The following is an 18,434-nucleotide window of genomic DNA, read 5'->3' on the forward strand; positions in this document are numbered from 1 at the left end:
TAGAGTGTGTATTTCCCGCTAAGGCAGGAAAGGAACAAGATGACGCGTTACGCCAATCCGAGTGCGCGCTTCACCGGGGCGAAGCTGCGACGGTGATGCGCAGTCGCACCAAGCCGGGCAAGGCTTTCGAGATGCACCGACGTCGGATAGCCTTTATGTTTCGCAAAACCATATTCAGGGAACTGAAGATCCAGTTCAACCATTTCGCGATCGCGGGTGACTTTAGCCAGGATGGATGCAGCACTGATTTCGGCCACTTTGCTGTCCCCTTTCACCACGGCCTGAGAGGCCATCGGAAGAACCGGACAGCGGTTGCCATCAATCAATACCATGTCGGGCGTGATAGCCAACCCGGCAACGGCTCTTTGCATCGCCAGCATGGTGGCATGCAGAATATTGATTTCATCGATTTCATGCGGTTCAGCGCGGCCAAGACTCCAGGCAAGCGCCTTTTCTTTAATTTCGATATACAGCGCTTCGCGCCGTTTTTCACTGAGTTTTTTTGAATCAGCCAGGCCCTTGATGGGGTTAGCCGGATCGAGAATAACCGCTGCAGTCACCACGGCGCCCACTAACGGGCCACGCCCGACTTCATCCACACCGGCGATACACACGGCCTGTGGATAGATAAAGATGTCACTCATCGGCGTGCCAGCTCCATCACAGCCTGAGCAGCCTGCTCATCGGCATTCCGGCGAATGCTTTCATGCAATTCCAGGAAGGTACTCTGCAATTCGTGACTTTTCTCACCACCGGCCAGCAACGGCAATAACGCAGCGGAAAGTTTGTCCGGAACGCATTCGGTTTGCAGTAACTCGGTGACGATTTCCCGTCTTGCAAGCAAGTTTGGCAAGGAAACGTACGGCGTTTTTACCAGGCGTTCAGCGAGCCAGAAGGTGAAGGGCTTCATGCGATAGCCGACAACCATCGGGCATTTCGCCAGCATACATTCCAGCGCAGCCGTTCCTGAAGCCAGCAATGCCGCATCGCTGGCAATCATGGCCTCGCGACCTTTGCCGTCCAGCAAATGCGCGGGAAGGTCTGGCGCAATCTCCGCTTTGATACGTTCAAACTGCTCGCGACGTTTTGCATTCACCAGCGGCACAACAATGTGGAGATCCGGGTAAGTCTGTCGCAATTGAAGCGCTGTTTTCAGGAAATCAGCACTGAGCATTTCAACTTCCGCATGACGACTTCCTGGCAGTAACGCCAGACAGTGCACATCATCAGGGATCCCCAAAGACAGTCGCGCAGCCTGTTTGTCGGGATGCAGCGGCATGGCATCGGCCATAGTGTGACCGATGAAACGGCAGGGAACGTTGAATTTGTCATAAAACGCTTTTTCGAAAGGCAGAAACGCCAGGACTAAATCGGTGGCTTTTCCTATTTTGAAAACGCGTTTTTGTCGCCAGGCCCAGACAGACGGGCTGACATAATGGATCGTGCGGATACCGCGTTGTTTCAGACGCCCTTCAAGCGTGATGTTAAAATCCGGGGCATCTATGCCCACGAAGACATCCGGCTTGAGTTCGCTGAAACGTTGGGTCAAATCTTTGCGGATTTTCAACAGGCGTGGCAGACGCTCTAACACTTCCACCACGCCCATTACCGCCAGTTCTTCCATTTCGTACCAGGCTTCACACCCTTCCGCCTGCATCAGCGGACCTGCGACGCCGACAAAGCGGGCATCCGGATGGTGCTTTTTCAGGGCTCGAATCAGCCCGGCGCCAAGAATGTCACCGGACGTTTCACCGGCCACCAGGCCAATTGTAAGAACAGGCTTTTGCATTGTTTTCCGTAGGGCAGATCAGCGGATTATGCCGCGCGTTGAGCGGCTGAAGAAATCACTGAAAGGTTTGGCTTTCGGGAATTCAGCCGCAATCGCAGCGATTTCCGGCTGAGCTTCTTCCAGCGTTTTGCCACTGCGATACAGTAATTTATAGGCATTACGAATAGCGTGCAGGTCTGCTTTCTCAAAACCACGTCGCTTAAGCCCTTCGATATTAATACCAAAAGGTGTCGCGTGGTTACCCTGCGCAATCACGAACGGAGGCACATCCTGGGCTACGCCAGAGCATCCGCCAACCATGACGTGCGCACCGATGATGCAGAATTGATGCACTGCGGTCATACCGCCAATGATAGCGAAATCGTCGATCTCTACGTGACCGCCAAGCGTCGCATTATTCGCCAGAATACAGCGATTACCAATGACGCAATCGTGGGCAATATGCGCATTCACCATCAACAGGTTATCGCTACCCACTTTTGTCAGACTACCGCCCTGAACGGTTCCACGATGAATGGTCACGCTCTCACGAATATTGTTGCGATCGCCGACCTCAACGCGTGTTGGTTCACCTGCATATTTCAGATCCTGGTTAATTTCACCAATGGAAACGAACTGGAAAATGCGGTTATCGCGACCAATTTTGGTCACGCCATTAAGAACTACGTGTGATTTAAGCTCAGTACCTTCGCCGATCTCCACCTGGGAACCGACATAACAGAAAGGACCGATATGAACACCAGCACCGATAACGGCACCTTCTTCAACAATAGCGCTTGGATGTATAAAGGCGGTTTTGTCTATCATGTATTAAGACTCCCGGCGACGGGCGCACATCATTGATGCCTCGCAAGCAATCTCACCATCTACTTTCGCGACACCTTTAAAACGAGCAACACCACGACGCTCTTTAATGAATTCAACTTCCAGAATCATCTGGTCACCCGGCAACACCGGACGTTTGAAGCGTGCATCATCAATTGCTGCAAAATAATACAGTTCGCCCGGTTCCAGTTTTCCAACGCTTTTAAACGCAAGAATACCGGTAGCCTGTGCCATGGCTTCCAGAATCAGTACACCTGGAAAAATCGGCTTGCCTGGGAAGTGCCCCTGGAAAAACGGTTCATTAAAGGAAACGTTTTTCACTGCGCGCAAAAATTTCCCTTTTTCAAAATCCAACACGCGGTCAACCAACAAGAACGGGTAACGGTGTGGCAGTAAATCCAGTATCTCTTCAATACGCAGAGTATGAGTGTCAGTAGTCAAAATACTCTTCCTGTCTATAAAAACTGATGGCATCAAAAACACGGCCTGCCAGACCCCAAAAAAAGGTCATCAGGCAGGCCGCAAATAGGAACGAATGCCGCAGGTTCACTCACTGAGTGAACACAAAGCAGCACCGTAAATGGTAATTAGTCTTTTTCGATTTTACGCTCGACAGCTTTCAAGCGCTTATTCATCTCGTCAATATTCATTACCAGTGCAGCCGTCTTACGCCAAACTTTATTCGGTTGTAACGGAATACCGGAGGAGTATACCCCAGGTTCAGTGATTGGTCGCATTACCATTCCCATTCCTGTCACAACGGCCTGGTCACAAATCTCCATGTGACCATTGATAACACTGGCTCCGCCAATCTGGCAGTAACGACCAATTTTCAGACTACCGGCCATAATCACACCGCCGGCCACGGCCGTATTGTCTCCAATCACGACGTTGTGTGCAATCTGACATTGGTTATCAATGATGACACCGTTGCTGATAATCGTATCATCAAGCGCACCGCGGTCGATGGTGGTACAGGCACCAATCTCAACGCGATCGCCGATAATCACGGTGCCAAGTTGTGGGATTTTAATCCAGTTGCCGCGTTCATTCGCGTAACCAAAACCGTCTGCACCGATGACGGTGCCAGACTGAATCAGGCACTGCTCACCAATTTCAACGCGGTGATAAATAGAAACATTGGCCCAGATCCGGGTTCCTGCGCCTATTTTAGCTTCTTTACCGATAAAGCAGCCCGCGCCGACGATAACGTTATCGCCCAACACTACGCCAGATTCGATGACTGCATTTGCGCCAACCGAGACATTCTTACCCAAAGAAGCACTGTCAGAAATTACCGCGCTCGCAGCAATATCCTGTGCCGGTGCCGGGGTGGTATCCAGCAGTTGCGCCATACGCGCATAGGTCAGGTAAGGGTTTTTAACCACTAATGCCGCTGTAGGGCAAAATGGCAGATCCGCTTCCGTCAACACTACGGCACCTGCTTTGCAGGAGGCCAACTGTTCACGGTAGCGGCTGTTTGATAAAAACGTGATTTGCTCAGAGTGTGCGGAATGCATTGAAGCAACGCCGGTGATGGCAATTTCGCCATCACCGTGCAATTGTGCATCCAACTGCTGTGCGAGATCAGCCAGTCGAATTGAAGACATGTTTATTTAACCTGTTTCAGCACATCAGCAGTAATATCTTTGTCATTGCTTGCATACGCGATTGCGTTTGCATCGATAACAACATCATAACCTTCTTTGCTTGCAACAGATTTCACAGCATCCTGGATACGGCTCAGGATTTTGTTACGCTCTTCGCCCTGACGACGACGGTTGTCTTGCTCGAACTGCTGCGCTTTAGCGGAGAACGCTTCACGCTGAGCCATCACGTCTTTTTCAAGTTTAGAACGATCGCTGGCTTTCATGGTCGAGCCATCGCGTTGCAGACGTTGCATTTTAGTTTGCAGATCACGTTCCTGAGATTGCAAATCAGTTGCACGGCTTTTGAACTCGTTTTCGAGTTGTTTGGCCACAGCTTCACGTGCTGGCATCTGTTGGAAAATGCTAGCGACGTTAACGATAGCAATTTTGTCAGCAGCCTGAACGCTAGCTGAAGAAGCCATAACTAAACCGAGGCCTGCGGCATATAACCACTTTTTCACTATAAACTCCTTCCATCACCCGTTTGTGCCATCTGGCACAGTAAATTACACAAAACACCTGACGCAATAACAATACACGGGCCGAAACCCGTGTATCAAATTCAGCATCAGGTCATTGCGATTCTGCTGAATAAGCGCTTTTCAGACAGAGAGTTACCAGGTTTTGCCGATATTAAACTGGAACTGCTCTGCTTTGTCGCCTTCGTATTTCTTAACAGGTTGTGCGTATGAGAAGACCAATGGCCCCAGAGGAGACATCCACTGCAACGCAAGACCGGAAGAAACACGAATATTGCCTGGTTTACTGTAATCAGGAACACCGGCAGCCATAGTCTGCGGGGTGTTTTCCCAACCTGTATCCCAGACAGTACCGCTATCCACGAACAGAGAAGTACGCAATGAGTTAGCGTATTTTTCGCTAACAAACGGAGTTGGAACAATCAGTTCGGCACTCAGTACTGCCATTGCATTACCACCCACCGCATCGTCCGAATTATCAATCGGACAACCGCTGTACGAGGTATTAGCTGTAGTACATTTGTAATAGGCTGCTTTTGGACCAATGGTGTTCGACTGGAAACCACGAACGCTGCTTGAACCACCGGCATAGAAGTTGTCGTAGAACGGCACTTCTTTACCACCAAGACCATCCGCATAACCTGCGCGCGCACGGCCCATCAGCACCCAATCACGATCCTGATTCAGCGGCATGTAGCTGGTTGAATCGAAAGTGATTTTATAATATTCGTTATCGGAACCTGGAACGGTAACTTTGCCGTTCAGGCTGGCTTTTGTCCCTGAAGTCGGGAAGTAGCCACGGTCGAGGTTGTTATAACCCCAGCCAAGGTTCACGAAGAAGTCATCAGCACTGAAATCGGCATCAGCATTATCGCTGGTGGTGACCGCAGGTTTCAGGCCCACAGAGTTCAGATAACGGAACATGGCGATCTGTGGTTCCATATTGGACAGATCGTTGTGTACGTAATCCAGACCCAGACGCAATGAGTTGTTCTCATTGATTGGGAAACCAAGGTTACCGCCAATACCATAACTTCTGTTGGTATAGTCAGACAGATCCGCGTTATCCGCTTTAAAGTCGTTATAGAAGATACGACCACCCAGACTCACACCATCGACGGTGAAGTAAGGGTCAGTGATCGTGAATTCTGCGTAAGTCTGATAATCATTTTTGGTACCGCTGATGCCTACGGAGTTACCCGTACCCAGCCAGTTGTCCTGCTGGACACCAACCTGGAAGCTGACACCACTTTCTGTACCGTAGCCCACACCAAAGTTGAAAGTGCCGGTGTTACGTTCTTTCACTTTATAGACCACATCAACCTGATCCGGAGTACCCGGTACACGTTGCGTATCCACATCCACGGTTTCGAAGTAACCCAGACGGTTCAGACGTTCTTTACCTTTGTCGACCAGATCGTTGCCTAACCAGGCACCTTCCATCTGACGCATTTCACGGCGTAGTACGCTGTCTTTACTGGTGTCATTGCCTTCAAAACGGATATGACGCACATAGAAACGGTTACCTGCATCAACGTTGATATGCAGTTTAACGGTCTTATCGGCATCATTGATTTCTGGCTGTGTATTCACCCGTGGGTAGGCATAGCCGTAACGACCCAACATCTGCTTGATGTCGTTTTCCATCTTGGTGACTTTAGCGCCGTTATACAGCTCGCCTTTATCAATTTTAGTCAGGCTTTGCACTTCTGCTGAGTGACCGGCCATGCTGCCAGTCACTTCAACGCCAGAAAGTTTATATTGCTCGCCTTCTGTAATGTTCAGCGTGATGTAAATGCCTTTCTTGTCCGGCGTCAGGCTGACCTGAGTCGAATCAATGTTGAAACGGGCATAGCCGCGATCCAGATAGAAGCTGCGCAGGGTTTCAAGGTCACCCGCCAGTTTCTGTTTCTGATATTTACGATCGCCTACCACGTTCCACCATGGCACTTCATCGCGAAGCTGGAAGTGTGAAATCAGTTCATCAGTACTGAAGGCATGGTTACCTACGATGTTGATCTGCTGAATTTTGGCAGAAACACCTTCGGTAAAGACCAGTTTCAGATCGACACGGTTACGGGGCAAAGGGGTAACAACCGCTTTTACCGACGCACTGTATTTACCGACGCTGTAATAGAAGTCTTCCAGACCTTTCTCGATGCTGCTGATTGTTGTACGGTCAAGCGCTTCGCCAACACGGACGCCAGAGGCCTCCAGGTTTTGTTTCAGCATGTCATCTTTGACCGATTTGTTACCGGAGAAAGTGATGCTGGCAATAGTTGGACGTTCTTTAACCTGAACAATCAGAGAATCGCCATCGCGCAGGACGCGAACGTCCTCAAAGTTGCCAGTGGCAAACAATGCACGAATGGTATTACTGATATCATCGTCAGTAACCGTATCACCGACGCGAACCGGCATATTGAGTAACGCCGCACCGACGGCAACTCGCTGCAGGCCTTCGAAATGAATATCTTTCACTACGAAACCGTCTGCACCGTATACGGTGGCGCTGCCAAACAGCAGCGACGCTATGAGCAACTTTTTGATCGCCATCGTTGTTATGCGTTCTTCCTAACCTAATCTCCAGCCTTAAAGACGGGAGAAATCATTGAAAAGTGCAAGCCCCATAACCAGGAACAGCAATACTGCACCGACCTGATAGCTGAAGTTTTGAACTCGCTCGGAAACTGGACCACCTTTTAGTTTTTCTATTGCCAGAAAAACCAAGTGTCCACCATCTAATATCGGTAATGGGAACAGGTTTACGATACCGAGATTGACGCTGATAAGCGCCAAAAACGTCAGGTACGACACTAAACCATACTCCGCTGACATCCCTGCGCCCTGTGCTATAGAGATTGGGCCGCTCAGATTGTTCAGCTTTACATCACCGGTAAACAACTTGCCCAGCATGTTTACCGTCAGCTTCATCAGTTGCCAGGTTTTTGCACCGGCCTCATAAAAAGCGACAAACGGACCATATTGGCGAACTGTTTTGTACTCTTCAGGTAACGGTATGACTTTGGGAACCACCCCAGCAAAACCTTGTACGATACCTTTACCTACTGTCCGACTTTCCGGTGTCAGGGTTAACTCAAGAGTCTCACCATTACGCTCAATGTTCAGCGCCATAGGCTTGCCCGGATTATCGCGCACCTGCAACGTAAAATTACGCCAGCCCGACAAAACCTGACCGTCAACTTTAACGATCCGATCGCCCGCTTGCAAACCTGCTTTTTGAGCAGCAGAACCCGCTTGTACTTCAGCTAAAACGGGCTCCACCTGTGGACCACGCGGAATGATACCCAACGCAACCACAGGATCTTGCGTTTCAGGATCAAATGTCCATTCACGCAAATCGACGACTTTTTCAATTACCGTTGATGAACCTAACTCGGCGACCCCGAGCGTCATTTGGCTACTGCCAATTTCACCCATCAACGACAAACGAATTGAATCCCAATCAGGCGTTTCGATACCGCCAATAGACTTTAGTTCCATACCGGGTAAAACTTTGGCTTGCGCAGCAATAGATTGCGGCGTGATTTCAGCCACAACCGGGCGTACCGAGGGAACGCCAATAACGAAGATGACCCAGTAGGCGAAAACAGCAAAAATAAAGTTGGCAATCGGGCCCGCGCTAATAATAGCAGCACGCTGCCACACCGTCTTGCTGTTGAAAGTAAGATGCTTAAGCTCAGGTGGAACCGTCTCAAGACGCTCATCGAGCATTTTGACGTATCCACCGAGGGGGATGATAGCAAGCACATATTCGGTTCCACGGCGATCGGTGCGGCGCCACAGTGCGCGCCCAAAACCGACAGAGAAGCGCTCAACACGCACCCCGCAGCGACGAGCAACCCAGAAATGGCCGAACTCGTGCACGGTGATAAGCACCCCCAATGCAACGATAAAGGCGGCCAGGCTCCAGAGTATGTTCATCATATGTCCAACTATTCCTTAGAAAACTTCACCGTCTCAGTGACGGATTAATACACTAACAGCATCAGACAGGCAAATACAGGAACGGCGGCAGTCAGGCTGTCGATGCGATCCAATATTCCACCGTGCCCGGGAATCATATGACCACTGTCTTTGATTCCAGCTTCGCGTTTGAACATGCTCTCCGTCAGGTCGCCGAGTACAGAAGCCAGCGCAGCGACTACGGAGCAAATGAGTAATACAGACGGCTGAACGCTCAACGGCGCATAACGACCAAACAACCAGGCAATCAGAGCGCACGTCAGCAGTCCGCCGAAGAAACCTTCCCAGGTTTTTCCGGGAGAGACTTTAGGCGCCAGTTTGTGTTTACCGAACAACTTCCCAAACAGGTAAGCCCCGGAATCTGCGCCCCAGACGAGTAGCATCACATACAACAGCCACCAGGCGCCAGTGTGCGGATTCTCTGCATAGCCATACTGGCGCAGCGCAACCATGCCCCAGAAGAACGGCACAATCGTCAGAACACCGAACAAAACACGCAGCACGCGTGAATTACGCCAGAATGCGGCGGACGCAGGATAGCCCACGACTAACACCAGAGCGACACACCACCAGGCAAGCGCAGCCCATAACGATCCACTCACCTGCGGCAACTGCACGCTGTGATGATAGGCCGGAATGCTCAGTAGCATGACTGCCAGCAGAAAACCACACAGGATAGCCAGCCAGATCCGCTGATTACGCGTTCCCAGACCCGCTAATTGCCCCCACTCCCACGCCGCCAACATGCACACGACCAGCGTGACAATGGCAAAACCTACCGGTGGTAACAAAAAGAGTGCTGCAATAACAATCGGTATTAAAATCAGAGCTGTGATAATGCGATACTTCAGCAAATGTTCTCCCTAGGACGCATTGGCGCCGATAGGTGTAGTCCCTCCAAAGCGGCGCTCGCGTCGTGCAAAAGCATTTAGCGCATCTTCAAAGGTATTTTCATCAAAATCAGGCCAGAGGACATCCGTAAAGTAAAACTCCGCATAGGCAATTTGCCACAGCAAGAAGTTACTGATTCGATGTTCCCCACCGGTTCTGATCACCAAATCGACTGGTGCCAGTTCGCTCATACAGACGGCTGAATCCAGCATGTCTTCTGTTATTTGCTCTGCCCGCAGCGCACCGGCTTCAACCTGACCGGCCAGTGCCTTAACGCCCTGAATAATATCCCATCGTCCGCCATAGTTCGCAGCGATGTTTAGCGTAAGACCGTCGTTATTTTGTGTAAGTGTTTCTGAACGACGAATGCGTTCCTGCAGACGAGCACTAAAGCGACTGACATCGCCAATAATCCGCAACCTGACATTGTGTTTATGCAGGCTTTTAACTTCACTGTCGAGTGCACGAACAAACAGTTCCATTAACGCGGCGACTTCCTGAGCCGGGCGATTCCAGTTTTCACTACTAAAGGCATAAAGCGTAAGAGCATCTAAATGATGATTGGCAGCAAAACTCACGGCTTTACGCACTGATTTTACGCCCGCTTTATGACCAAAGACCCTCATTTTACCCTGACGTTTTGCCCAACGACCGTTGCCGTCCATAATAATGGCAACATGGCGCGGCTGAGCGCAAGACGTATCAGACATCTGTTGATTTTCGAGGGACATAACGCGTACTCATTTCCTTTTATCAGAACACGACGGCTTTTTAGCTGGCGTTGTACGTCAAACGCTGGCGCTGTAACACGCGCAAAAAAGCCGTGTCTCCCTTGCGGGCACGGCTACACTGACAGCTTACCGATTCCACTTACGGGATCCAGACACTAAAAACCTGAATCCACTGTCAGCGTGGCGCAGACTATACCATTTCAATGTGATGCTAACAAACTGCTGCATAAGCACTAAAATTAGCGTCAGACCGCAAATGTGCGAAGTTTCTGCCTGGCCAAAGCCCGCGATTGCCTGTCGATATCCAGAACTTCATCCACCGAGCCCGGCTCAGCACTTACCAGCTGTCCCATGACATCCCGGTTGACCGATGCAATATCAGTGAAACGGATCTCGCCGTTTAGGAATGCAGCAACAGAAATTTCATTGGCGGCATTCAACGCAGTTGTCGCTGCCTGCCCGGTATTACTGGCTTCGATAGCCAGTTGCAGACAAGGGTAGCGTGTATAATCCGGCTCAGAGAAGGTCAGTGCCCCCATCTTGCAGAAATCCAACGCTTCCACTCCTGCAGCAACCCGTCGAGGATAAGCCATCGCATGTGCGATAGGCGTGCGCATATCCGGAGAACCCAGTTGTGCCAGCACACTGCCATCGCGATAACGCACCATTGAGTGGATGACCGATTGAGGATGGATGATCACTTCCATCTCCGCAGCCGACGCATTAAACAGCCAGCGGGCCTCGATGTACTCCAGCCCCTTATTCATCATGGTGGCGGAGTCGACTGAAATTTTGCGCCCCATAGACCAGTTAGGATGTGCGCAGGCTTGATCCGGCGTCACATCATTAAATTGGTTCAACGGTAGCTCACGGAACGGTCCACCTGACCCCGTCAGAATAATGCGGGAAATGCCGTTTTCTTCGAGTGACGCATAGCCAAGTTGCTGTTGCACAGCTTCAGGCAAACTTTGGAAAATCGCGTTATGTTCACTGTCGATAGGAAGGAGTTGAGACTGGCTCTGCCGGACGGCATCCATGAAAATACGACCACAGGTGACCAGCGACTCTTTATTCGCCAGAAGGACCTGCTTACCGGCACGCACTGCGGCGAGCGTCGGCAAAAGCCCTGCGGCTCCGACAATGGCTGACATGACCTGATCAACATCATCCAGCGCGGCCAGTTCGATTGCCGCCTTTTCGCCAGAAAGCACTTCTGTGTTGACGCCCTGTTCAGTCAGGATGTTGCGCAGTGCGCGGGCTGACGGTTCATCGGCCATTGACGCATAGGCTGGACGAAACTCCAGACATTGCTGCGCCATCACGTCCACATTACATCCTGCCACCAGGGCTTTCACCGCAAAGGCGTCGGGATTAGACCGGACAACGGAAAGCGTGCTGGTGCCGACAGAACCTGTCGAACCAAGAATAGTCATTTGTTTCATGAAAATGCCCGGGATAACGCCATTAATTCAGAATAGTGCACAGTCTGAAACCTCTTATCCGGCTTGTCCATGAGATTGTGGAAACAGATAAAAGATCTGAGGCCTGTAAAAAATAAAGCGCCGCATTTGCGACGCTTTATCGGAGAAAACGAGCGAGTCTGATTAGAACTCCATCAACTCGGTTTCTTTCTCACTCAACGCAACGTCGATTTTCTTGATGAAGATATCAGTCAGTTTCTGGATATCATCCTGGGAACGACGATCTTCATCCTCACTGATTTCTTTATCTTTCAGAAGCGCTTTGGTTTTGTCGTTAGCGTCACGGCGGACGTTACGCACAGAAACACGGCCCTGCTCTGCTTCACCACGCACGACTTTGATCAGGTCTTTACGACGCTCTTCGGTCAGTGCTGGCAATGGAACGCGGATAGTCGCGCCCGCAGAAGAAGGGTTCAGACCCAAATCAGATGTCATGATCGCCTTTTCAACAGCAGCGCTGATAGAACGGTCAAAGACGGAGATAGCAAGGGTACGGGAATCTTCAACCGTTACCTGAGCCAACTGGCGCAGTGGCGTTGCAGAACCGTAGTATTCGACCATGATGCCGTCAAGAATACCCGGAGAAGCGCGACCGGTACGAATTTTGCTGATATGGGTTTTGAATGCTTCTACGCATTTGTCCATACGAATTTCAGCGTCTTTTTTAATGTCGTTAATCACGATGTGAACCCTTGAGAGCTGGTTACCTGGCAGACCATACTCAGTATAGTCCGTGAATACTTATGCCAGCACAGGCTGGCTGAACACAATGTTCAATGGCGAAGGATCACTCAGCGTTAGAAATCAGCGTCCCTTCATTTTCACCCATCACCACGCGGCGCAGTGCGCCAGGTTTGTTCATGTTGAATACACGAATTGGCAGATTGTGATCGCGGGCTAACGTAAACGCCGCCAGATCCATCACTTTCAATTCCTGCTCCAGCACTTCCTGATAGGTCAATGTCTCATACAGCGTTGCTTCCGGGTTTTTGACCGGATCAGCAGAATATACGCCGTCGACTTTGGTGGCTTTTAATACCACATCGGCTTCGATTTCGATACCACGCAGGCACGCTGCAGAATCGGTGGTAAAGAATGGATTGCCTGTCCCCGCGGAGAAAATCACCACGCGATTATGACGCAGCAGGCTGATGGCTTCAGCCCAGCTGTAATTATCACAAACACCGTTCAAAGGAATTGCAGACATCAGACGCGCGTTAACATAAGCACGGTGTAATGCATCACGCATTGCCAGGCCGTTCATGACAGTCGCCAGCATACCCATATGGTCGCCTACAACACGGTTCATGCCCGCCTGCGCCAGACCCGCGCCACGGAATAAGTTACCGCCGCCGATCACAACGCCTACCTGAATGCCGAGTTCGACCAGCTCTTTCACTTCCTGAGCCATACGATCTAATACACTCGCGTCGATACCAAAACCTTCACTGCCCTGCAGGGCTTCGCCACTGAGTTTGAGCAGGATACGCTGATAAACGGGTTTCGCATTGGTAGCCATGGTGTCTGTCCTAGAAGCAATGTGTCTTAATGAGAATTCAATCTTTACATCATAGCGTTGTTACCGGATGTTCTACAGTACATCGCACAATGTCATTGGAATTTGGGGCTGGATAAAACGGAACCGCCAACAAGCAGCGGTTCCGTTTTATTGTGCATCAGGTACTGATTAAGACTGTTTGGTCATCGCTGCAACTTCAGCAGCAAAGTCAGTCTCAACTTTCTCAATGCCTTCACCCACTTCGAAGCGGATGAAGTTGATAACGTCGGCGTTATGCTCTTTCAGCATCTGACCAACAGTTTTGCTTGGGTCGATAACGAAAGGCTGGCCAGTCAGAGAAACTTCGCCGGTGAATTTCTTCATGCGGCCTTCAACCATTTTCTCTGCGATTTCTTTTGGCTTGCCAGACTGCATCGCGATGTCCAGCTGAACCTGGTACTCTTTTTCTACCACTTCAGCAGACACGTCTTCTGGTTTAACGAATTCTGGTTTGCTTGCTGCAACGTGCATAGCCAGCTGTTTAACCAGATCTTCGTCAGCGCCTTTAGCAGAAACCAGAACACCGATACGAGCACCGTGCAGGTAGCTACCCAACACATCGCCTTCCAGAGAAGAAACGCGACGAATGTTGATGTTCTCACCGATTTTAGCAACCAGCTGAATACGCTCTTCTTCGAACTGTGTTTTCAACACTTCAACATCAGTGATTTTGCCTGCAACAGCAGCATCCAACACTTTGTCAGCAAATGCCTGGAAACCGGCATCTTTAGCAACGAAGTCAGTCTGGCAGTTAACTTCCAGAATCACACCGTAGTTGCCTTCGATTTTGGTTTTGATCACGCCGTCAGCAGCTACGTTGCCTGCTTTTTTCGCCGCTTTGATCGCGCCAGATTTACGCATGTTTTCAATTGACAGCTCGATGTCGCCGTTAGCTTCAACCAGAGCTTTCTTACAATCCATCATGCCAGCGCCAGTACGTTCGCGCAGTTCTTTTACCAGGGCAGCGGTAATATCAGCCATTGTATTTTCCTCGATTATCTCAGTGCAAAAAGGCTTTTTGCGGTGAGATATTTCTCGCATTTAAGATAAGCAAAGGGGGCCAATAAAGGCCCCCTAACCAACATATTTCAATACCTGGTTAATAAGGGCTCTGCTGAGCTTGCCTTATTATTCAGCTTCTACGAAGCTTTCTTCTGCCTGAACAGCCAGATCTTGCGAACGGCCTTCACGGACAGTGGCAGCAACAGCGCTCAGGTACAGATTTACTGCACGGATTGCGTCATCGTTACCAGGGATAACAAAGTCAACGCCATCCGGATCGGAGTTGGTATCAACAATGGAGAATACCGGGATACCCAGGTTGTTAGCTTCTTTGATAGCGATGTGTTCGTGATCAGCGTCAACAACGAACAGTGCGTCAGGAAGACCACCCATATCCTTGATACCACCCAGGCTGTTTTCCAGCTTAGCCAGTTCGCGAGTACGCATCAGCGCCTCTTTCTTGGTCAGCTTCTCGAAAGTGCCGTCCTGAGACTGAATTTCCAGGTCTTTCAAACGTTTGATGGACTGACGAACAGTTTTCCAGTTAGTCAGCATGCCGCCCAACCAGCGATGGTTCACGAAGAACTGGTCGCAGTTGTGAGCAGCGTCTTTTACCGCTTCGCTTGCTGCGCGTTTAGTACCAACGAACAGGATCTTGCCTTTACGGGCAGAGATCTTCTGCAACTCAGCCAGAGCTTCGTTGAACATTGGAACAGTTTTCTCAAGGTTGATGATGTGAACCTTGTTACGAGCGCCGAAGATGAATGGCTTCATTTTCGGGTTCCAGTAACGGGTTTGGTGACCGAAGTGAACACCGGCCTTGAGCATGTCGCGCATGGAAACAGTTGCCATGATAAAACCTCTATTAAGTAGTTGGGGTTATGCCTCCACGTATCCCATACAACCGACCCTGCAGAACGAATTCCCAAGGCACCCCGGCGTATGTGTCGATACGTGTGTGTTATTACTTACGTTAATAAGTACACATATGAGTGAATTTGGCTTTAATCCCCCGGAGTCTGGGACCCAGAGCGGATTGCCGGCGCGTTTTATACCACAAATAACGGTCGGGCAGCAACTTTTGTTCAGCGGATTACGCACCGGGAAATGATAGTTTGGCAGCTAATATCAGGGCTGATACCATAAGCCACAGCTAATTATTGACGACAACGGTGTAGAAATACAGCACACCGGATGTACAAACCTGCAGGATGACTCATGGCCATTTCAATCAAAACCCCTGAAGATATCGAAAAAATGCGCGTCGCTGGCCGTCTGGCTGCCGAAGTGCTTGAAATCATCGAGCCTTACGTCATACCTGGCGTCAGCACCGGTGAATTGGATCGCATTTGCTCCGATCACATCGTGAACAAACAGCATGCCATTTCTGCCTGCCTCGACTATCACGGCTTCCCTAAGTCGGTGTGTATCTCGATTAACGAAGTCGTTTGTCACGGTATCCCGAGTGACGACAAAATTCTGAAAGACGGCGATATCGTCAACATCGACGTCACGGTGATTAAAGAGGGTTTCCACGGCGATACTTCGAAGATGTTCATCGTGGGGAAACCGACCATTCTCGGTGAGCGCCTTTGCCGCGTAACGCAGGAGAGCCTGTATCTGGCGCTGCGTCTGATCAAGCCGGGCATCCGCTTGCGGACGTTAGGCAAAGAGATTCAGAAATTCGTGGAAGCTGAAAAATTCTCCGTAGTACGTGAATATTGTGGTCACGGTATTGGCGAAGGCTTCCACGAAGAACCTCAGGTTCTGCATTACGATGCCGATGATAGCGGCGTAGTGTTGCAAGCCGGTATGGCTTTTACCGTTGAGCCTATGGTTAACGCCGGTGATTTCCGCATCCGCACCATGAAAGATGGCTGGACAGTAAAAACTAAAGATCGCAGCTTGTCGGCTCAGTACGAGCATACTATTGTGGTGACTGATAACGGTTGTGAAATTATGACGCTGCGTAAGGATGACACCATCCCGGCTATCCTGACGCACGACTAACAGTGACCCGCTCGGCGCAGAGGGTATAAATCTGTCAATCAAACCGGCGAAAGCCGGTTTTTTTTATCTTAACGTGTAGGAATGGGCTGCGCTTCTATGACTGAAAACTTCTCTGCTGAAAAGAGCCTGCAACCAGAATTAATGCAGAACCCCCCTTGCTCCTGCCCGCCACAGCCCGTTTCTCCCTCCGTTTATCCGGACGACGAGTTAAACCGTCAGAGCCTCAAACAACATATGGAACAGTTTCAGGGCTGGCTGGCGGACGCCTTTAATGCCGGGCTGCGCGCCGAGGAACTGGTGGATGCGCGAGCGCATTACATCGACCAGCTCCTGCAACGCCTGTGGACATTCTACGGTTTCGATAATATCCCGGAGACGGCGATGGTTGCCGTTGGCGGTTATGGCCGCGGAGAATTGCATCCGCTGTCCGATATCGACGTGCTGGTACTGAGCCAAAAGCGCCTCAACGATGAGCAGGCGCAGCGCATCGGAGAGCTGATCACCCTGTTGTGGGATCTGAAACTGGAAGTTGGTCACAGCGTCCGCACGCTGGAAGAATGCCTGCTGGAAGGGCTTGCGGACCTTACCGTCGCAACAAACCTGATTGAATCACGCCTGATTTGCGGAGATGTTGCGCTGTTTCTCAGTATGCAAAAACACATTTTCAGTGATGGTTTCTGGCCTTCCCCCAACTTCTTTCGTGCCAAAATTGAAGAACAAAACGAGCGCCATTTGCGCTATCACGGCACCAGCTACAATCTGGAACCGGATATCAAAAGCAGCCCGGGCGGCCTGCGCGATATCCATACCATTCTGTGGGTCGCACGCCGTCACTTCGGCGCAACGTCGCTGGATGAAATGGTCGCTTTTGGATTTCTGACGAAAGCCGAACGCAACGAGCTGCTGGAGTGCCAGAGTTTCCTGTGGCGTATCCGCTTTGCCCTGCACCTGGTGTTGCCGCGTTACGATAACCGCCTGCTTTTCGACAGACAGCTTAACGTCGCTCAGCTCCTGCAATATCAGGGCGAAGGCAATCAGCCTGTCGAACGGATGATGAAAGATTTCTATCGCATGACCCGCCGGGTGGGCGAGCTGAATCAAATGTTACTGCAGCTGTTCGATGAAGCGATTCTCGCGATAGGCCCGAACGAGAAACCGCGTCCGCTGGATGAGCATTTCCAGCTGCGAGGGGATCTGATCGATCTGCGCGACGACTCTTTGTTTGAACGCCAGCCGGAAACGATCATCGGTATGTTCCATCTGATGGTCCGTCATCGCGAAATCAAAGGGATTTACTCCACCACCGTGCGCCTTTTGCGCCATGCACGCCGTCATCTGAAAGAACCGCTTTGTATGATCCCTCAGGCGCGGGAAATGTTTATGTCGATCCTTCGCCATCCGGGCGCTGTCTCGCGCGCACTGGTGCCGATGCACCGGCACAGCGTGTTGTGGGCGTACATGCCGCAGTGGGGACAAATTGTCGGCCAGATGCAGTTCGATTTGTTCCATGCCTACACGGTGGATGAACATACGATCCGCGTTCTGCAGAAAATCGAAAGCTTTGCGCATGAAGAAACTCGCCCTAAACATCCTTTGTGCGTGGAGTTGTATCCGCGCCTTCCGCAGCCCGAATTGCTGCTGATGGCTGCGCTTTTCCACGATATTGCTAAAGGTCGCGGTGGCGATCACTCGATTCTTGGCGCGCAGGACGTGCTGGAATTCGCTGAGTTGCACGGGCTGAACTCGCGGGAAACGCAGCTGGTTTCGTGGCTGGTTCGCTGTCATTTGCTGATGTCCGTCACCGCGCAGCGCCGTGATATTCAGGATCCCAACGAGATCCAGCAGTTCGCAGCAGAAATGCAAACCGAGGTCCGTCTCCGTTATCTGGTGAGCCTGACCGTTGCCGATATCTGCGCCACCAACGAAACGTTGTGGAACAGCTGGAAGCAGAGCCTGATACGCGAACTGTATTTCGCGACCGAAAAACAATTGCGGCGGGGAATGCAAAATACGCCGGATCTGCGGGAACGCG

General features: G+C 50.8%; 17 protein-coding genes. 2 read left to right on the forward strand and 15 right to left on the reverse strand.

Annotation, left to right across the window (positions count from 1 at the left end; all coding sequences use genetic code 11):
• Window positions 1–47 precede the first annotated feature (47 nt).
• The 15 genes from rnhB to rpsB form a co-directional block, all read right to left on the reverse strand.
• Complete coding sequence (gene rnhB, locus ED901_RS19610; RefSeq protein ID WP_122096989.1) at window positions 48–644, reverse strand: ribonuclease HII; 597 nt, start codon at window positions 642–644, stop codon at window positions 48–50.
• Window positions 641–1,789: a lipid-A-disaccharide synthase gene (gene lpxB, locus ED901_RS19615; RefSeq protein ID WP_056781722.1), complete on the reverse strand. Its 1,149-nt coding sequence runs from the start codon at window positions 1,787–1,789 to the stop codon at window positions 641–643. Before lpxB ends, rnhB begins: the two co-directional genes overlap by 4 nt.
• A gap of 18 nt (window positions 1,790–1,807) precedes the next feature.
• Complete coding sequence (gene lpxA / locus ED901_RS19620) at window positions 1,808–2,596, reverse strand: acyl-ACP--UDP-N-acetylglucosamine O-acyltransferase (protein ID WP_056781724.1); 789 nt, start codon at window positions 2,594–2,596, stop codon at window positions 1,808–1,810.
• 3 nt (window positions 2,597–2,599) lie between these two features.
• Window positions 2,600–3,055, reverse strand: coding sequence for a 3-hydroxyacyl-ACP dehydratase FabZ (gene fabZ, locus ED901_RS19625; protein WP_034792780.1), 456 nt, complete (start codon window positions 3,053–3,055; stop codon window positions 2,600–2,602).
• A gap of 146 nt (window positions 3,056–3,201) precedes the next feature.
• Window positions 3,202–4,224 carry a UDP-3-O-(3-hydroxymyristoyl)glucosamine N-acyltransferase gene (lpxD, locus tag ED901_RS19630; protein ID WP_056781726.1) on the reverse strand — a complete coding sequence of 341 codons (1,023 nt, stop codon included), beginning with the start codon at window positions 4,222–4,224 and terminating at the stop codon, window positions 3,202–3,204.
• A gap of 2 nt (window positions 4,225–4,226) precedes the next feature.
• Entirely contained in the window at window positions 4,227–4,724 is a 498-nt protein-coding gene (gene skp, locus ED901_RS19635) for a molecular chaperone Skp (RefSeq protein ID WP_056781728.1), read from the reverse strand.
• A 153-nt stretch (window positions 4,725–4,877) separates the two neighbouring features.
• Window positions 4,878–7,298: an outer membrane protein assembly factor BamA gene (bamA, locus tag ED901_RS19640; RefSeq protein WP_056781730.1), complete on the reverse strand. Its 2,421-nt coding sequence runs from the start codon at window positions 7,296–7,298 to the stop codon at window positions 4,878–4,880.
• Between the two features lie 36 nt (window positions 7,299–7,334).
• Window positions 7,335–8,690 (reverse strand): sigma E protease regulator RseP, encoded by a 1,356-nt coding sequence (gene rseP, locus ED901_RS19645; protein ID WP_122096990.1) that lies wholly within the window; start codon window positions 8,688–8,690, stop codon window positions 7,335–7,337.
• Window positions 8,691–8,734: 44 nt separating this feature from the next.
• Window positions 8,735–9,583: a phosphatidate cytidylyltransferase gene (cdsA, locus tag ED901_RS19650; protein ID WP_056781733.1), complete on the reverse strand. Its 849-nt coding sequence runs from the start codon at window positions 9,581–9,583 to the stop codon at window positions 8,735–8,737.
• A gap of 9 nt (window positions 9,584–9,592) precedes the next feature.
• The gene (ispU, locus tag ED901_RS19655) at window positions 9,593–10,351 is read right to left on the reverse strand and encodes a (2E,6E)-farnesyl-diphosphate-specific ditrans,polycis-undecaprenyl-diphosphate synthase (protein WP_122096991.1); all 759 of its coding nucleotides are present in this window, start codon (window positions 10,349–10,351) and stop codon (window positions 9,593–9,595) included.
• A 245-nt stretch (window positions 10,352–10,596) separates the two neighbouring features.
• Window positions 10,597–11,793: a 1-deoxy-D-xylulose-5-phosphate reductoisomerase gene (gene ispC / locus ED901_RS19660; protein ID WP_122096992.1), complete on the reverse strand. Its 1,197-nt coding sequence runs from the start codon at window positions 11,791–11,793 to the stop codon at window positions 10,597–10,599.
• Between the two features lie 162 nt (window positions 11,794–11,955).
• Window positions 11,956–12,513 (reverse strand): ribosome recycling factor, encoded by a 558-nt coding sequence (gene frr, locus ED901_RS19665; RefSeq protein WP_056781740.1) that lies wholly within the window; start codon window positions 12,511–12,513, stop codon window positions 11,956–11,958.
• Window positions 12,514–12,619: 106 nt separating this feature from the next.
• Window positions 12,620–13,351: a UMP kinase gene (gene pyrH / locus ED901_RS19670; RefSeq protein ID WP_056781743.1), complete on the reverse strand. Its 732-nt coding sequence runs from the start codon at window positions 13,349–13,351 to the stop codon at window positions 12,620–12,622.
• 168 nt (window positions 13,352–13,519) lie between these two features.
• Complete coding sequence (gene tsf / locus ED901_RS19675) at window positions 13,520–14,371, reverse strand: translation elongation factor Ts (RefSeq protein ID WP_056781746.1); 852 nt, start codon at window positions 14,369–14,371, stop codon at window positions 13,520–13,522.
• A 147-nt stretch (window positions 14,372–14,518) separates the two neighbouring features.
• Window positions 14,519–15,244 carry a 30S ribosomal protein S2 gene (gene rpsB, locus ED901_RS19680; protein WP_056781750.1) on the reverse strand — a complete coding sequence of 242 codons (726 nt, stop codon included), beginning with the start codon at window positions 15,242–15,244 and terminating at the stop codon, window positions 14,519–14,521.
• Window positions 15,245–15,610: 366 nt separating this feature from the next.
• Here rpsB and map point away from each other — a divergent pair, with 366 nt between their 5' ends.
• Window positions 15,611–16,402 (forward strand): type I methionyl aminopeptidase, encoded by a 792-nt coding sequence (gene map, locus ED901_RS19685; RefSeq protein WP_056781752.1) that lies wholly within the window; start codon window positions 15,611–15,613, stop codon window positions 16,400–16,402.
• A gap of 141 nt (window positions 16,403–16,543) precedes the next feature.
• Window positions 16,544–18,434: [protein-PII] uridylyltransferase (gene glnD / locus ED901_RS19690; protein ID WP_371414341.1), on the forward strand; the 1,891-nt coding region annotated here is incomplete at its 3' end.

It is taken from the genome of Rahnella sp. Larv3_ips, assembly GCF_003697865.1.
Taxonomy (GTDB): Bacteria; Pseudomonadota; Gammaproteobacteria; order Enterobacterales; family Enterobacteriaceae; genus Rahnella; species Rahnella rivi.

Excerpts from the sequence above, each read along its gene's own strand:
- rnhB (WP_122096989.1), bottom strand. The coding sequence starts at position 644 with ATGAGTGACATCTTTATCTATCCACAGGCCGTGTGTATCGCCGGTGTG.
- lpxB (WP_056781722.1), bottom strand. The coding sequence starts at position 1,789 with ATGCAAAAGCCTGTTCTTACAATTGGCCTGGTGGCCGGTGAAACGTCC.
- lpxA (WP_056781724.1), bottom strand. The coding sequence starts at position 2,596 with ATGATAGACAAAACCGCCTTTATACATCCAAGCGCTATTGTTGAAGAA.
- lpxD (WP_056781726.1), bottom strand. The coding sequence starts at position 4,224 with ATGTCTTCAATTCGACTGGCTGATCTCGCACAGCAGTTGGATGCACAA.
- bamA (WP_056781730.1), bottom strand. The coding sequence starts at position 7,298 with ATGGCGATCAAAAAGTTGCTCATAGCGTCGCTGCTGTTTGGCAGCGCC.
- rseP (WP_122096990.1), bottom strand. The coding sequence starts at position 8,690 with ATGATGAACATACTCTGGAGCCTGGCCGCCTTTATCGTTGCATTGGGG.
- ispU (WP_122096991.1), bottom strand. The coding sequence starts at position 10,351 with ATGTCCCTCGAAAATCAACAGATGTCTGATACGTCTTGCGCTCAGCCG.
- ispC (WP_122096992.1), bottom strand. The coding sequence starts at position 11,793 with ATGAAACAAATGACTATTCTTGGTTCGACAGGTTCTGTCGGCACCAGC.
- pyrH (WP_056781743.1), bottom strand. The coding sequence starts at position 13,351 with ATGGCTACCAATGCGAAACCCGTTTATCAGCGTATCCTGCTCAAACTC.
- tsf (WP_056781746.1), bottom strand. The coding sequence starts at position 14,371 with ATGGCTGATATTACCGCTGCCCTGGTAAAAGAACTGCGCGAACGTACT.
- rpsB (WP_056781750.1), bottom strand. The coding sequence starts at position 15,244 with ATGGCAACTGTTTCCATGCGCGACATGCTCAAGGCCGGTGTTCACTTC.
- map (WP_056781752.1), top strand. The coding sequence starts at position 15,611 with ATGGCCATTTCAATCAAAACCCCTGAAGATATCGAAAAAATGCGCGTC.